General features: G+C 54.8%; 14 protein-coding genes. 7 read left to right on the forward strand and 7 right to left on the reverse strand.

What is annotated here, in order from left to right; all coding sequences use genetic code 11:
* Positions 1 to 26: 26 nt before the first annotated feature.
* Positions 27 to 1,610 (reverse strand): phosphoethanolamine transferase, encoded by a 1,584-nt coding sequence (locus A936_RS20110; protein ID WP_008461032.1) that lies wholly within the window; start codon positions 1,608 to 1,610, stop codon positions 27 to 29.
* A gap of 321 nt (positions 1,611 to 1,931) precedes the next feature.
* Positions 1,932 to 2,060 (reverse strand): manganase accumulation protein MntS, encoded by a 129-nt coding sequence (gene mntS, locus A936_RS20115; protein ID WP_008461033.1) that lies wholly within the window; start codon positions 2,058 to 2,060, stop codon positions 1,932 to 1,934.
* Between the two features lie 190 nt (positions 2,061 to 2,250).
* On the opposite strand from mntS, the gene mntR reads away from it, so the two are divergent.
* The 3 genes from mntR to A936_RS20130 all read left to right on the forward strand — a co-directional run bounded on the left by mntR (position 2,251) and on the right by A936_RS20130 (position 5,000).
* Entirely contained in the window at positions 2,251 to 2,718 is a 468-nt protein-coding gene (gene mntR, locus A936_RS20120) for a manganese-binding transcriptional regulator MntR (protein WP_008461034.1), read from the forward strand.
* A gap of 2 nt (positions 2,719 to 2,720) precedes the next feature.
* A complete protein-coding gene (locus tag A936_RS20125; protein ID WP_008461036.1) occupies positions 2,721 to 3,833 on the forward strand; it encodes an SLC13 family permease in 1,113 nt (370 codons plus the stop codon).
* A gap of 123 nt (positions 3,834 to 3,956) precedes the next feature.
* Positions 3,957 to 5,000, forward strand: coding sequence for an aldo/keto reductase (locus A936_RS20130; RefSeq protein WP_008461038.1), 1,044 nt, complete (start codon positions 3,957 to 3,959; stop codon positions 4,998 to 5,000).
* A 60-nt stretch (positions 5,001 to 5,060) separates the two neighbouring features.
* Here A936_RS20130 and A936_RS20135 read toward each other — a convergent pair whose 3' ends face one another.
* Genes A936_RS20135 through A936_RS20145 form a run of 3 tightly spaced genes read right to left on the reverse strand, consistent with a single transcriptional unit; the run spans position 5,061 to position 7,548 of the window.
* Positions 5,061 to 5,501, reverse strand: coding sequence for an acetyltransferase (locus A936_RS20135; RefSeq protein ID WP_008461040.1), 441 nt, complete (start codon positions 5,499 to 5,501; stop codon positions 5,061 to 5,063).
* Between the two features lie 17 nt (positions 5,502 to 5,518).
* Entirely contained in the window at positions 5,519 to 6,331 is an 813-nt protein-coding gene (locus A936_RS20140) for a Cof-type HAD-IIB family hydrolase (RefSeq protein ID WP_008461042.1), read from the reverse strand.
* A gap of 11 nt (positions 6,332 to 6,342) precedes the next feature.
* Positions 6,343 to 7,548: an MFS transporter gene (locus A936_RS20145; protein ID WP_008461044.1), complete on the reverse strand. Its 1,206-nt coding sequence runs from the start codon at positions 7,546 to 7,548 to the stop codon at positions 6,343 to 6,345.
* Positions 7,549 to 7,658: 110 nt separating this feature from the next.
* On the opposite strand from A936_RS20145, the gene A936_RS20150 reads away from it, so the two are divergent.
* Positions 7,659 to 8,219: a TetR/AcrR family transcriptional regulator gene (locus tag A936_RS20150; RefSeq protein ID WP_008461046.1), complete on the forward strand. Its 561-nt coding sequence runs from the start codon at positions 7,659 to 7,661 to the stop codon at positions 8,217 to 8,219.
* 205 nt (positions 8,220 to 8,424) lie between these two features.
* On the opposite strand, the gene A936_RS20155 is transcribed toward A936_RS20150, so the two are convergent.
* On the reverse strand, positions 8,425 to 10,107 hold the full coding sequence (locus A936_RS20155) for an aspartate:alanine antiporter (protein WP_008461047.1): 1,683 nt from the start codon (positions 10,105 to 10,107) through the stop codon (positions 8,425 to 8,427).
* A gap of 297 nt (positions 10,108 to 10,404) precedes the next feature.
* Here A936_RS20155 and ybjM point away from each other — a divergent pair, with 297 nt between their 5' ends.
* On the forward strand, positions 10,405 to 10,794 hold the full coding sequence (gene ybjM / locus A936_RS20160) for an inner membrane protein YbjM (protein WP_008461048.1): 390 nt from the start codon (positions 10,405 to 10,407) through the stop codon (positions 10,792 to 10,794).
* A gap of 26 nt (positions 10,795 to 10,820) precedes the next feature.
* On the opposite strand, the gene A936_RS20165 is transcribed toward ybjM, so the two are convergent.
* Positions 10,821 to 11,093, reverse strand: coding sequence for a GrxA family glutaredoxin (locus A936_RS20165; RefSeq protein WP_008461049.1), 273 nt, complete (start codon positions 11,091 to 11,093; stop codon positions 10,821 to 10,823).
* Positions 11,094 to 11,268: 175 nt separating this feature from the next.
* On the opposite strand from A936_RS20165, the gene A936_RS20170 reads away from it, so the two are divergent.
* Together A936_RS20170 and nfsA are read left to right on the forward strand one after the other, a co-directional pair.
* Positions 11,269 to 11,568, forward strand: a complete 300-nt coding sequence (locus tag A936_RS20170; protein WP_008461051.1) for a YbjC family protein — start codon at positions 11,269 to 11,271, stop codon at positions 11,566 to 11,568.
* A complete protein-coding gene (nfsA, locus tag A936_RS20175; protein ID WP_008461053.1) occupies positions 11,552 to 12,274 on the forward strand; it encodes an oxygen-insensitive NADPH nitroreductase in 723 nt (240 codons plus the stop codon). Before A936_RS20170 ends, nfsA begins: the two co-directional genes overlap by 17 nt.
* Positions 12,275 to 12,364 lie beyond the last annotated feature (90 nt).

Below are 12,364 nucleotides of genomic sequence, written 5' to 3' on the forward strand. Positions count from 1 at the left end.
TTTTTTTATCGGTTAACCGGCAAAAGTTAACGTGTCCTGGTCTCAAACATATCCGTCTGCAGATGAGTATAGTCCACTTTCTTCAGGTTGAAGTTGGTTATCCAGACGGGCCCGGCCTTTTGCTCGGAAATAAATTTGTACTTCGGCGTAAGCTCTTTCGCCTTAATCCCCGTCCACGCAGAGAAGAAGTTGAGGAAATCATTGGCGCTGCGGCGTGCTTTGATTAGCCGGTGCGCGGTGTCATCGCTCGACAACACCATAAATGGCACCTGGAAATTTTGCTGGAACTTATCGTCGTGCGCCAGATATTGCACGTCGGTGCCGCGCTCTTTGAACGCCAGGCCGTGGTCGGAGAAATAGACCATTGAGAAGCTGTTCCCGGTGTTTTGTAACTGCAGATAAAGCTGTTTTAGCAAGTCGTCGGTTTGCGTCATGCTGTAGAGATAGCAGGATGTCTCTTTAGACTGCACAAAATCTTTGTATTTCCCCTGAGTGCGATCGCAGGCCTGCGGGTGCGAACCCATCAAATGCAGCACAATCAGCTGCGGCGTGTTGCGCTGAGTAGCAAACACCTGGGCCGTCATTTTTAACAGGGCTTCATCGCGAGTGTTTTTATCCGCCTCAAAATCCCCATTTTTCAAAAACTGCACTTCGTCAGCGCGTTTGGCGATGCTGGCGATGGCGGTATCGTATTCGCCGATTTGGCCCTGGTTTGAGAACCACCAGGTCTGGAAGCCCGCGCGGTTTGCCAGGGTAACAAAATTGTCCTGATACTGGGGTTTGCCGTCCACGACCCGGTTCAGCGTCAGCCCCAGCGATTTTTGCGTTGAGCCGCTGGCGGAGACGTAGTCCATAAACAGATTGCCTTTGACCTGGCTTGCAAAGGGCGTGTTGTCCCAGTGGCCGCCAAAGGCTCCCAGCGCATCGCGGCGGGCGCTCTCGCCAATCACTACGACGTAGGTATGGTATTTAGGCTGCACCGACACTACGTTCCAGGAATCTTTTTGCTGCGACAGTTCTTTCATGCGCGCCTGCTCCTCGATAACTTCGTGGTTGTTGACCACGACATCTTTCACGAAGCGCACCACCGGGTAGCCAGTATCTTTAAATTTAAACACGCCGCCGTAGGCAAGGTTGGTTACCGGTGTGACAAAAAAACAGACCACGCTGACGGCGAGAGATAAGCTATCGAAATGACCCCAGGCGCGTTTTTCTTCACGTTTGCGGCGCAGCGCCATCACGCCAAGGGCGAGAATAAAGAGAGAAACCACGTAGCTGTACCACGGGAAGATGGTCATGATTTCCGTGGATTCTTCAAAGTTGGTTGAATGCAGCGCCAGCAGAGTATTGAAGTTGGGCGAGCCGTAGGCCTGGCCGAACGGGAAGTACATGGCTGCCACGAGGCTGCAAAGCCCAAGCAAGATTTTCTGGACGCTGGGAGCGGTGCGCCACAGCAGCATAAGGACGCAGCTAAAGGCAATGGCGTAAAGCAGGCTGAAGGCATAGCCCAGCGCGAAGTTTATCAGCAGAGACTGCAGAAAATAGAAACCAGCCCACGGATTCAGCGCGATTCCGCGCGCAGTCAGGGTATCTTTAACCGTTACATTCATCTTTATTATGGTCTTGCAAAACGCCATGCGGTGACCCTGGCGATAAGGGCAGAGCCTGCCTGACAGACGGAAACGAAGGGGAATTGCACCGCATCTGCGAGCCGCTTCATGTGCAGGGCTGCAAGAAGATAGAGCCGTAAGATAAGAATATCAACTGATAACAGAGCGAGGTTTTGCGAAGCTGATTGCAAATCCGACAAATGATGGGGTTAAAGCTCGGCCAGAGTAGCCATTAACGGGGATTTTGCAGGGGAATTGTGACAAAAGGATGATCGTTCGCGCGGAACGCTGAACAAAGTCGCCAGGCGGCGTGGCCTGGCGTTATTGTTGTTTTTCTTCTTTCTGCTGGGGTTTACCGGCAACCCAATCACAAATCATGTTCAGCAGCATTAAGCGTACCTGGAAGGGAGATTGTGTAAACACGTTGATGCACCTCTTAAATTCGTTCATAGCGTCCTCCTGTTAGCCGTGCGACCGTTTTTCCGTAAACAAGCCTGACTGCATTACATACAGGTATAGCACAGGCTATATTTTATAGCCATGGCTATTTCGTTAATTTTTTGTGGATGAGCAATGCTGGTTTACAATAAAGCCTTCCGTCGTCAGATGACGACGCCGCGCCACTGGAAGAGGAAGCACTATGAGCCGTCGGGCAGGGCAAAAGAACAGCGAAAAAGTGACGCCATTACCGAATATTGAAGAGCATGTTGAGGGCTTCAGGCAGGTACGCGAGGCGCACCGCCGCGAGTTAATTGATGATTATGTTGAGCTGATTTCGGATTTGATTCATGAAGTGGGTGAGGTTCGCCAGGTAGATATGGCGGCCCGGCTCGGCGTTTCCCAGCCGACGGTTGCCAAGATGCTAAAACGCCTGGCGTCCGTCGGGCTGATTGAGCAGATCCCATGGCGCGGCGTCTTTTTAACGCCGGAAGGTGAAAAACTGGCGCAGCAGAGCCGGGAACGGCACCAGATTGTTGAAAACTTCTTCCTCGCGCTGGGCATCAGCCCGGAGACCGCGCGTATTGATGCCGAAGGTGTGGAACACCACGTCAGCGAAGAGACGCTGGAGGCTTTCCGCAAATTCAGCGCAGAGCGAGGCATCGGTTAAACATGCTGCTGCGTCTTGCGCAGCCGTTCCTGCGCGATCGATTCCTGCATTTATTGTTGTTAATCGGCGTCGCCCTGAGCCTGGCGGTGCCGTTCCGCCCGGCTTTATGGCCCGCCGCCATAGACTGGCACACCATTATTACCCTGGCCGGGCTGATGATGTTGACCAAGGGCGTCGAGCTGAGCGGTTATTTCGAGGTGCTGGGCCGCAAGATGGTGGCGCGGTTTGCCAACGAGCGGCAGCTGGCGCTGTTTATGGTTACGGCAGCGGCGGCCCTGTCGACCTTCCTGACTAACGATGTCGCGCTGTTCATCATTGTGCCTCTCACCATCACGCTGAAAAAACTCTGCTCGGTGCCGGCCAGTAAGCTGATTATTTTTGAGGCGCTGGCGGTCAACGCCGGCTCTTTGCTCACGCCTATCGGTAACCCGCAGAACATCTTACTGTGGGGGCATTCCGGGCTCTCTTTCGGCGCCTTTACCTGGCAGATGATGCCGCTGGCGCTGGCCATGACCGCCAGCTTGCTGGTGTTGGCGTGGCTTTGTTTCAAGCCAAAACCGCTGCGTTACCACGGTGAAGTGAATGACAGCCGCTGGCAGCCTAAGCTGGTCTGGTGCTGCCTGGCGTTTTACATCGTCTTTATTCTGGCCCTGGAGCTTAAGCTTGAGCTTTGGGGGCTGGGGCTGATTGCGCTTGGGTTCCTGGGGCTGGCGCGCAAAGTGCTGCTCAGTATCGACTGGAGCCTGCTGGTGGTATTTATGGTGATGTTTATTGATGTTCACCTCATCACCCAACTTTCGGTGCTGCAGCACTCGCTTCAGGGCGTGGCGCAACTCTCTCCTGGCGGGGTGTTTGGCCTGGGTATTTTGCTGTCACAATTCATCAGCAATGTGCCTGCCACCATTTTACTGCTGAACTATGTGCCTTCTTCGCTGCTGTTGGCCTTCGCGGTCAATATCGGCGGTTTTGGCCTGTTGCCGGGTTCGCTGGCGAACTTGATTGCCCTTCGTATGGCCAACGACCGTCGGATCTGGTGGCGGTTCCATCTCTATTCTCTCCCTATGTTGCTTTGGGCCGCGCTGGTCGGCTACGGCTTATTATTGCTTTTACGCTAGCGCCCACTCAGGCAGAAACAGGCAAGGAATGAGCAGAAATCCCCCATTCCAGAATCGCGGGCGACGCGTATAACTGGCAGTCCGCACTTTTCCTTCCTGAAATCCTGAACATGAGGTACCGCTATGCGTTATAAAAAATTAGGAAATACCGGCCTGTTTGTTTCAGAGCTTTGCCTGGGCACCATGACTTTTGGTGGTGAAGACGGTATATGGGGAAAAATAGGCCAGCTTGCGCAAAATGATGCCGACAAGCTGGTTGGACGCGCGCTGGAGGCCGGGATTAACTTTATTGATACCGCCAATGTTTACTCCGGTGGGCGTTCGGAAATCATCACCGGCCAGGCGCTGAAAAACCTTAATGTGCCGCGTGAGAATGTGGTGGTGGCCACCAAAGCATTCGGCGAAACAGGCACCGCCGGGCCGAACTCTCGAGGTTCATCGCGTTTTCATCTGCTAAATAGCGTCAAAGAGAGCCTGCAGCGGCTACAGCTCGACTATATCGACCTGTACCAACTGCACGGTTTTGACCCAGCGACGCCGATAGAGGAAACGCTGCGGGCGCTGGATTCGCTGGTACAGCAGGGGCTGGTTCGCTACATAGGCGTTTCCAACTGGGCGGCCTGGCAAATCATGAAGGCACTCGGGATTTCCGAACGCCTGGGACTGACACGTTTTGCCTCTCTGCAGGCTTATTACACCCTTGCCGGGCGCGATCTGGAGCGAGAGCTGGTGCCGATGATGCAAAGTGAAGGCGTCGGCCTGATGGTGTGGAGTCCGCTCGCGGGCGGGCTGCTCAGCGGCAAGTACGACCGCGACGGGAAAGCCGAAACCGGCAGCCGCCGCCTGGAGTTTGATTTTCCACCGGTAAACAGGGATCGCGCGTTTGATTGCGTGGATGTGATGCGTGACATAGCCGATGCCAAAGGCGTTTCTGTGGCGCAGATTGCGCTGGCCTGGCTGCTGCATCAGCAGGCAGTGACGACGGTCATCGTGGGCGCGAAGCGCATTGAGCAGCTTGAGGATAATATCGCTGCGACGGGGGTTCAGCTTAGCGCGGACGAGCTTGACAGGCTGAATGCGGTAAGTGAGCTGCCGCGCGAATATCCGGGCTGGATGCTTGAGCGGCAGGGTGAGTATCGCCGGGAACAGCTGAAGAATCAGTCATAAATCGGGAATAATTTAGCCCTCTCCCGGAGGGAGAGGGGGAAAACAAGCGATGCGATAAAACTATCGTTTCAGCTTCAAATGCAGCAAAGGGAAAGGATTCCCTTCACCGTCGAGTTCAGACCGCCCGGTTTGTGCGAACCCCATATGAAGATAAAAGCCCACGCCCTGCGGATTCTGCTCATTCACATCCACCTCATCGACCTGCAAATGTTCAATGGCATACTGCAGAAGCTGCTTGCCCACACCCGTGCCACGGCTTTCAGGCGAAACAAACAGCATTTCAATCCGATTTTCGTGGCAGCCGATAAAGCCCAGAGGCTCACCGGTTTTGCCAGCTGCCAGCAGCATCGGGATCTGTGGCATGTAGAGTTCGCGCACCTGGGGCTTTAACGCCCTGATATTTTCTTCAGGTAAAAAGTCATGCGTGGCGCGAACGGATGCTTCCCAGATTTCCGCCAGCGCATCAAAATCCGCCGGGTTTGCTTGTCTTATCGTTAACATTCTTGTTCCAGAGGTCGTTAGTTAAACGGCGCTTCTTTCTTCAGGATCTTGTCGATCACATCCAGCACGCCTTGTTGATTGCAGTGCCCTGCCTGGTAGCTGGCAATGCGTTTGATTTTGTCCGGGGCGTTGGCCATCGCAAACCCGTATTGCGCCTGAGTCAGCATCTCGATGTCGTTGCCGCCGTCGCCAAAGGTCACCACTTCGCTGTCCTGGATGCCCCATTTTTCCTGCAGGATCCGCAGGCCGTTAGCCTTATGAATCCCCGGAATAATCAGGTCGATAGAGCCGTGCCCGCTGGTGACAGGCACCATAATGCCTACCAGCGCTGCGCCCAGGGCGTCCATAGTTTCATCGAGCTGGCTGTCCGGCAGGTTCAGGGCAAACTTGAAGAACACGTCGTCGAGGCCGGAGAAGTTTTCCACGTGCTCAAGGCGGTGATAGTACTTCGCCGCCAGCGCTTTAAAATCATCACTATAGCCGTTGAGGGTATAACCGTTATGCTTGCCGCAGGCGATGATCTCCACGTGCGGCAGGGTCAGCAGGTGATCGACCACCGTGTTGAACTCTTGTCTGGTCAGCTCGCCGTTGAACAGATCTTCGCCTTCGCTGACCACCCAGCCGCCGTTATCGGCGACAAAAGAGATCTCGTGGGCAATCTCCGGGAAGAAGGAGATAAGCTGGAAATACTGGTTCCCGCTGGCCACCACAAAGCGGATGCCTTGCTCTTTCATCTGCTGATATTGCGCGGCAAAGCGTTCGCGGTTGTAGCTTTTTTCGTCATTAAGAAAAGTGCCGTCCATGTCTACTGCAATCAGTTTGATGCTCATTGAACTCTCCATTATTCAGTTTCTAAAGTCTGGCCGGAAGATTGCCCCGGTTTGGCCACGGCGCGGGCGACCAGCGCCGCAATCACCATTAGCGTCAGCACAACTAGCATGGCCTGGCGCAGCCCGTAATGCTCGCCGAGGAAGCCCAGCAGCGGCGGCCCGACTAAAAAGGCGACATAGCCCGAAGCGGCAACGACGCTGACGCGGCTGGCCGGATCGGGGCCGGTATCACCCGCCGCTGAAATGGTCAGCGGGAAGCCTAAAGAGGTGCCCAACCCCCACAGAATCACCGACACGCCGGCAAGGAAGGCGTTGTCGACAAACACAATGGTGCCGATGCCAATAATGCCCATGATCGCACAGGCGCGGACCACAATAACGCGGCTGTAGCGGTCAATAAACCAGCCGCCGGTGAAGCGCCCGACCGTCATGCCGAGGGTAAAGCCTACGTAGATAAGCGACCCGGAAGTTGGGCTAAAGCCGTGCCCGTCCACCATCAGCAGCGGCAGCCAGTCGTTGGCCGAGCCTTCGGCAAAGGCCATCGCCAGCACGACAAAACCAATCAGCAATAGCTGAATATCTTTGTAAAACGGTCGGTGCGGCTCGTGGGCTTCGGTGTTCTCCGGGTTATCTTTGCCCACGCCGTGCGGCACGGCGATAAGCGCGATGGCAATCGGCGCAATGGTCAACAGACCAATCAGCAGCAGGTGCCCCCAGGACACGACGTTCCACGCGGTTAACGTCAGGCCAATCCCGGCGCCAACGAGCGTGCCGAGGCTAAAGAAGCCGTGCATCATCGGCAGCACAGTTTTCTTCATCAGGCTCTCGATAATGGCCCCTTCGACGTTCATAGCCACTTCTGATGACCCCATCCCGCTGCCGAGCAGCGCCAGGCCGAAGGCAAACAGCACCGGGGAGGCGAGGTACAGCGCGAAGCTCATCATTAACATTCCGGCGACCATCAGCGTCATGCCGCTGCGAATAATGGTACGGGTGCCAAAGCGTTTCACCAGCCAGCCGGAACAGAGAATACCGCCCATCGATCCTATCGACAGGCCAAATAATACGATGCCCATTCCGGCCGTCGAGACGCTGAGCGTATCGCGGATGGCGGGCGTGCGTGTGGCCCAGGATGCCATCACCAGGCCCGGAAGGAAGAAGAAGGTGAATAACGCCCAGGTACGGAGCTGCAGGGCTTTTCTCTGTGAAACAGACATGAACAACAACCAGTGAAAGAGAAACAGGGGAGCAGACTAGCAAGCTTGTGTACATTTGTACACATCCCGGTATAGACTCTTTGTCATACTCTAAATTCAGGTAGGTAATGATGAGCAAAGCCCCGCGCCGGAATGACCCCGAACGTCGATCGCGTATTTTGCAGGCGACGCTGGATATGGTGGTAAAGCACGGCATCAGCGATATCACGCACCGCAAAATTGCCGCTGAGGCTGGCGTTTCGCTGGGGTCAATGACCTACTATTTTGCCGGGATTGAATCGCTGCTTTGCGAAGCGTTTACCCTGTTTGCCCACCAGATGTCGGACAGCTACCGGGAGCGCATGCAGCAGGCCACCAATCGCGATGAGGCCTGCGAAGCGATTGTCGATATGATTTGCGGCGGCTGCGTGGCCACGCCGTATAACATGCAGGTGATGTACCAGCTTTATGCTTATGCCAGCTGTAATCCGCAGCTAAAAGACATCATGCAGGAGTGGATGATTCGCAGCCAGCAGGCGCTGGAGCCGTTTTTCGATCCGCTAACCGCCCGGGCGCTGGATGCTTTCCTGGAAGGCATGACGCTGCACTACGTCACCGATCGCGAACCGATGGGGCGCGATGATATGCGGGTGATGGTGCGTAGGATTGTGGGGACAGGGGATGCAAAATAAAGCGAGTGGAGGGGCTAGTAAGCGTTTGTTATTGAAGCCCTAAAAAATAAAAACCCATCAACCTTGAACCGAAAGCGGCGGGGTTGATGGGCTCCACAAATTGGGGACATCAAAGAAAAGCAGTGGCACTAATTCAGACTGACGCCCCGAAAGAAAGTTCGCTCAGGCATAAAAAAAAAGTATTTTTCTTTGTCTGTGGTTGCGATCACAAACCTGGCCATATCACGACAATTAATGTACCGGCCAGTGTTAACAACACGTTAGCGATAGCGTAGGTGCCGGCGTACCCCAGCGCAGGAATGTTGCTGCGGGCGGTATCGCTGATGATTTCCATCGCTGGCGCACAGGTTCGTGCCCCCATCATCGCGCCAAACAGCAGGGCGCGGTTCATTCGCAGCACATAGGCGCCGAACAGGAAGCAGATAATCACCGGCACCAGGCTCACGATAAGCCCGGAAATCAGCATTTGGCCGCCTACCGCACCGAGGCCGTTGCTGATGCCGCTACCGGCGCTCAGGCCAACCCCCGCCATAAACACCATCAGGCCGAACTCTTTCACCATATTTAGCGCCCCCTGCGGAATATAGCCGAAGGTGGGGTGGTTGGCGCGCAGGAAGCCAAGCATGATGCCCGCAAACAACAGGCCAGCGGCGTTCCCGATGCCGAAGCTGAACGAGCTGAACTGGAAGGTGACCATGCCCACCATCAGGCCAATAACAAAGAAGGCGCAGAAGGCCAGCAGGTCGGTTATCTGGCTGTGAATGGAGATAAAGCCGATGCGCTCGGCAACGGTTTTCACGCGTCTGGCATCGCCGCTGACCTGCAGGACATCGCCTTTGTTCAGCACGATATTGTCGTCGATGGGCATTTCAATCTGGCTGCGGATCACGCGGTTCAGGAAGCAGCCGTGGTCGGTGAGCTTGAGCTGCGCCAGGCGACGGCCCACGGCATTGTGGTTTTTCACCACAATTTCTTCGGTGACGATGCGCATGTCCAGCAGATCGCGATCGAAAACCTCTTTGCCGTTTCTGAAGCTTGGGTCGAGGCGCGAGTGAGAATCCGGGTAGCCCACCAGCGAGATTTCATCGCCCATTTGCAGCACGGCATCGCCGTCCGGGTTAGCCAGAATGCCGTTGCGGCGAATACGTTCGATGTAGCAGCCGGTCTGGCGATAAATACCCAGTTCGCGCAGATTTTTACCGTCGGCCCAGGCAACCAGCTCAGGCCCGACGCGGTAGGCGCGGATCACCGGGAGATAAACTTTGCGGCTCGCGTCAGTATCCAGACCGCGCTCGCGGGCAATTTGCTGGGCGCTGGTCTGCAGATCCTGATGCTGCAGCTTCGGCAAATAGCGAGCCCCAACAATCAGACTGACCAGGCCAATCAGGTAGGTCAGGGCATAGCCGAGGCTCAGATTATCCAGCGAGGTCGCAAGCTGCGCGGCGGGGATGCTTGAATGGCGCAGGGTATCGCCCGCGCCGACCAGCACGGGCGTGGAGGTCATGGCGCCGGCGAGCATACCGGCCGTCAGGCCAATGTCCCAGCCAAACAGTTTGCCCAGCCCCAGCGCAATCAGCAGGGCGCTGCCAACCATCACCAGGGCCAGCATCAGATAATTTTTGCCGTCGCGGAAGAAAATAGAAAAAAAGTTTGGCCCGGCTTCGACGCCTACGCAGAAAATGAACAGCATAAAACCCAGATTTAGCGCGTCGGTATTGATCGAGAAATGCTGTTGCCCGAGTAATAAAGAGACCACTAAAACACCAATGGAATTACCCAGTTGCACCGGGCCGAGGCGTAATTTCCCCAGGCAAAGTCCGAGCGTTAGTACAACAAATAACAAAAGGATGTAATTCCCGTTTAACAAATCTGCGACGTTTATATTCACGAAGGCTAACTTCTTGTTTACCAGTAAGCTGTTGAAAGAGATAGAGTTATGCGCTAAGGTTTTGACGGTTCCGTCAGCGACGACCGGCAAATTATCACGCATATAAATATCTCACGCGACGACCGAATTTCTGCCGCTAGTTTAATCTTTCTCTGTATCAGCGGCTAGTAAGAATATTGTGCTAAATGTGGCAATGCTTTATCGGCACGGATGGCCAGGCATTATCAAATCGGGTAAAGACGCTGCTGAATTTTCCGGCAGGGTATTTTCGAGCAAAAGCAGATGTCAGGAGGTAAAATGCACAGACGTGCGCAAAAGTGGTTAGGAATTACCTGCTGCTTCGTGCTCTTTATTCTGGTTTTTCTTTCTCTGCGCCTGAACGTGATGGGGCGGTTTATTGCCACCGGGCACTATGAGCTTGGGCTGCTGTTTTTCCTTCTCCCGGGTGGCGTGGCCAGCTTCTTTTCCCAAGGAGATCGAGTGGTCAAACCGCTGGTGGGAGCGATGCTTGCTTCGCCGTTCTGCCTGTTGATTGCCCACCTGTTTTTCCCCGTCACACGCTCGTTCTGGCAAGAAATGGCCTGGCTACTGAGCGCTGTCTTCTGGTCGTCCCTCGGTTCGCTGTGTTATCTGCTATTTTTTATGTGTAAGAACCGGAATCGCACGCATAAAAAAACCGACTACTGAGAGTCGGTTTTCTGCATTCGTAAAGTTTACTGTGCGGTCTGGAACAGGTTCAGATGTTCTTTTGCGTAAGCTTCAAAATCGGTGCAGCCACCAATGTGCTTCTGATCCAGGAAGATCTGCGGCACGGTTTCAACCGGTTTACCCACGGTTTTTTCCAGATCAGCTTTGGTGATGCCTTCTGCGTGGATGTCAACATAGCGGAAGTTGAAGTCATCACGCTCGGCGGTCAGTTTCTCAGCCAGTTCTTTAGCGCGAACACAATATGGGCAGCCAGGGCGTCCAAAAATTACTGCAAACATGCTCTCTCCTCAGTTTTTATGGCCGATACGAACCGGCGAATGCGCTTATAATGCCGATATCCGTCACATTTTTAAAGAAGGTCGTGCCTGTTAGTTCGATGCCCGTAGGCTATCTCCTTTCAGTGGGAGGGGCGCGGACTCGATGATAGCTGGCCTGAACACAGGAGGTGCCGCTATGCGCGCGGTCGGATCGTTACCCAAATCGGTGATTGTGCTGGAAGCGGTGGGGATAGGTTTTTTGGCGCTAGCTTTTCTCTCGCTGCAGGGATACCTGACGCTGCCCGCACCTGTGGCCACTGCAACGGCGGCCATAGTCATGGTATTTATTGGCCTTGGGCTGATGCTGCCGGCGGCAATCATCATGACGTGGCATATTGCTAAACGTCTTGCCCCGCAGCTGATGCAGCCTGATTCTGCTTCAAAACTCTCTGATATAAAAAAGCCAAAGGAAAATCGCGATGACGCCGACCATTGATCTGCTTCGTTCCCACCGTTCCATTCGTCATTTTACCGGGGAACCTATTACCGACGAGCAGCGCGAAGCCATTATTGCCAGTGCACAGGCAGCTTCTACTTCCAGCTTCCTTCAGTGCAGTTCAATCATTCGCATCACGGATAAAGCGCTGCGCGAGCAGCTGGTGCCGCTGACCGGCGGGCAAAAGCATGTGGCGGAAGCCGCCGAGTTTTGGGTGTTCTGCGCCGACTTTAACCGCAATCTTCAAATCTGCCCGGACGCCCAGCTTGGGCTGGCGGAACAGCTGCTGCTTGGTGCGGTCGATACCGCGATTCTGGCGCAGAATGCGTTTACCGCCGCAGAATCGTTGGGGTTGGGCGGGGTCTATATTGGCGGCATCCGCAACAACATTGAAGCGGTGGGAGAGCTGTTGGGCGTGCCGAAATACGTGTTACCGCTGTTTGGCCTTTGCCTGGGCTGGCCTGCTGCCACGCCGGATATCAAGCCGCGTATGCCCGCTGCGATGCTGGTGCATGAAAACCGCTATCAGCCGCTGAACAGGCCGCTGCTGGACGAGTACGACGAGCAGCTGGCGCAGTATTATTTGAGCCGGGACAGCAATACACGGCGCGACACCTGGAGCGACCACATCAGCCGTACCATCATTAAAGAAAGCCGGCCTTTCATTCTGGATTACCTGCACAAGCAGGGCTGGGCGACACGCTAATTCACGCGGCCGCCTGGTCATCAAAACGGCGATTGATACATTTTCAGTATTAATCGTGGCCTCAAACGGTATTGGTTTCATCCGTCGGTG

Origin of the sequence: Enterobacter sp. Ag1 (assembly GCA_000277545.1) — a bacterium.
Taxonomy (GTDB): domain Bacteria; phylum Pseudomonadota; class Gammaproteobacteria; order Enterobacterales; family Enterobacteriaceae; genus Cedecea.

What these genes read in the sequence shown, in the direction of transcription:
- A936_RS20110 (WP_008461032.1), bottom strand. Translation starts at nt 1,610, where the DNA reads ATGAATGTAACGGTTAAAGATACCCTGACTGCGCGCGGAATCGCGCTG.
- mntS (WP_008461033.1), bottom strand. Translation starts at nt 2,060, where the DNA reads ATGAACGAATTTAAGAGGTGCATCAACGTGTTTACACAATCTCCCTTC.
- mntR (WP_008461034.1), top strand. Translation starts at nt 2,251, where the DNA reads ATGAGCCGTCGGGCAGGGCAAAAGAACAGCGAAAAAGTGACGCCATTA.
- A936_RS20125 (WP_008461036.1), top strand. Translation starts at nt 2,721, where the DNA reads ATGCTGCTGCGTCTTGCGCAGCCGTTCCTGCGCGATCGATTCCTGCAT.
- A936_RS20130 (WP_008461038.1), top strand. Translation starts at nt 3,957, where the DNA reads ATGCGTTATAAAAAATTAGGAAATACCGGCCTGTTTGTTTCAGAGCTT.
- A936_RS20135 (WP_008461040.1), bottom strand. Translation starts at nt 5,501, where the DNA reads ATGTTAACGATAAGACAAGCAAACCCGGCGGATTTTGATGCGCTGGCG.
- A936_RS20140 (WP_008461042.1), bottom strand. Translation starts at nt 6,331, where the DNA reads ATGAGCATCAAACTGATTGCAGTAGACATGGACGGCACTTTTCTTAAT.
- A936_RS20145 (WP_008461044.1), bottom strand. Translation starts at nt 7,548, where the DNA reads ATGTCTGTTTCACAGAGAAAAGCCCTGCAGCTCCGTACCTGGGCGTTA.
- A936_RS20150 (WP_008461046.1), top strand. Translation starts at nt 7,659, where the DNA reads ATGAGCAAAGCCCCGCGCCGGAATGACCCCGAACGTCGATCGCGTATT.
- ybjM (WP_008461048.1), top strand. Translation starts at nt 10,405, where the DNA reads ATGCACAGACGTGCGCAAAAGTGGTTAGGAATTACCTGCTGCTTCGTG.
- A936_RS20165 (WP_008461049.1), bottom strand. Translation starts at nt 11,093, where the DNA reads ATGTTTGCAGTAATTTTTGGACGCCCTGGCTGCCCATATTGTGTTCGC.
- A936_RS20170 (WP_008461051.1), top strand. Translation starts at nt 11,269, where the DNA reads ATGCGCGCGGTCGGATCGTTACCCAAATCGGTGATTGTGCTGGAAGCG.
- nfsA (WP_008461053.1), top strand. Translation starts at nt 11,552, where the DNA reads ATGACGCCGACCATTGATCTGCTTCGTTCCCACCGTTCCATTCGTCAT.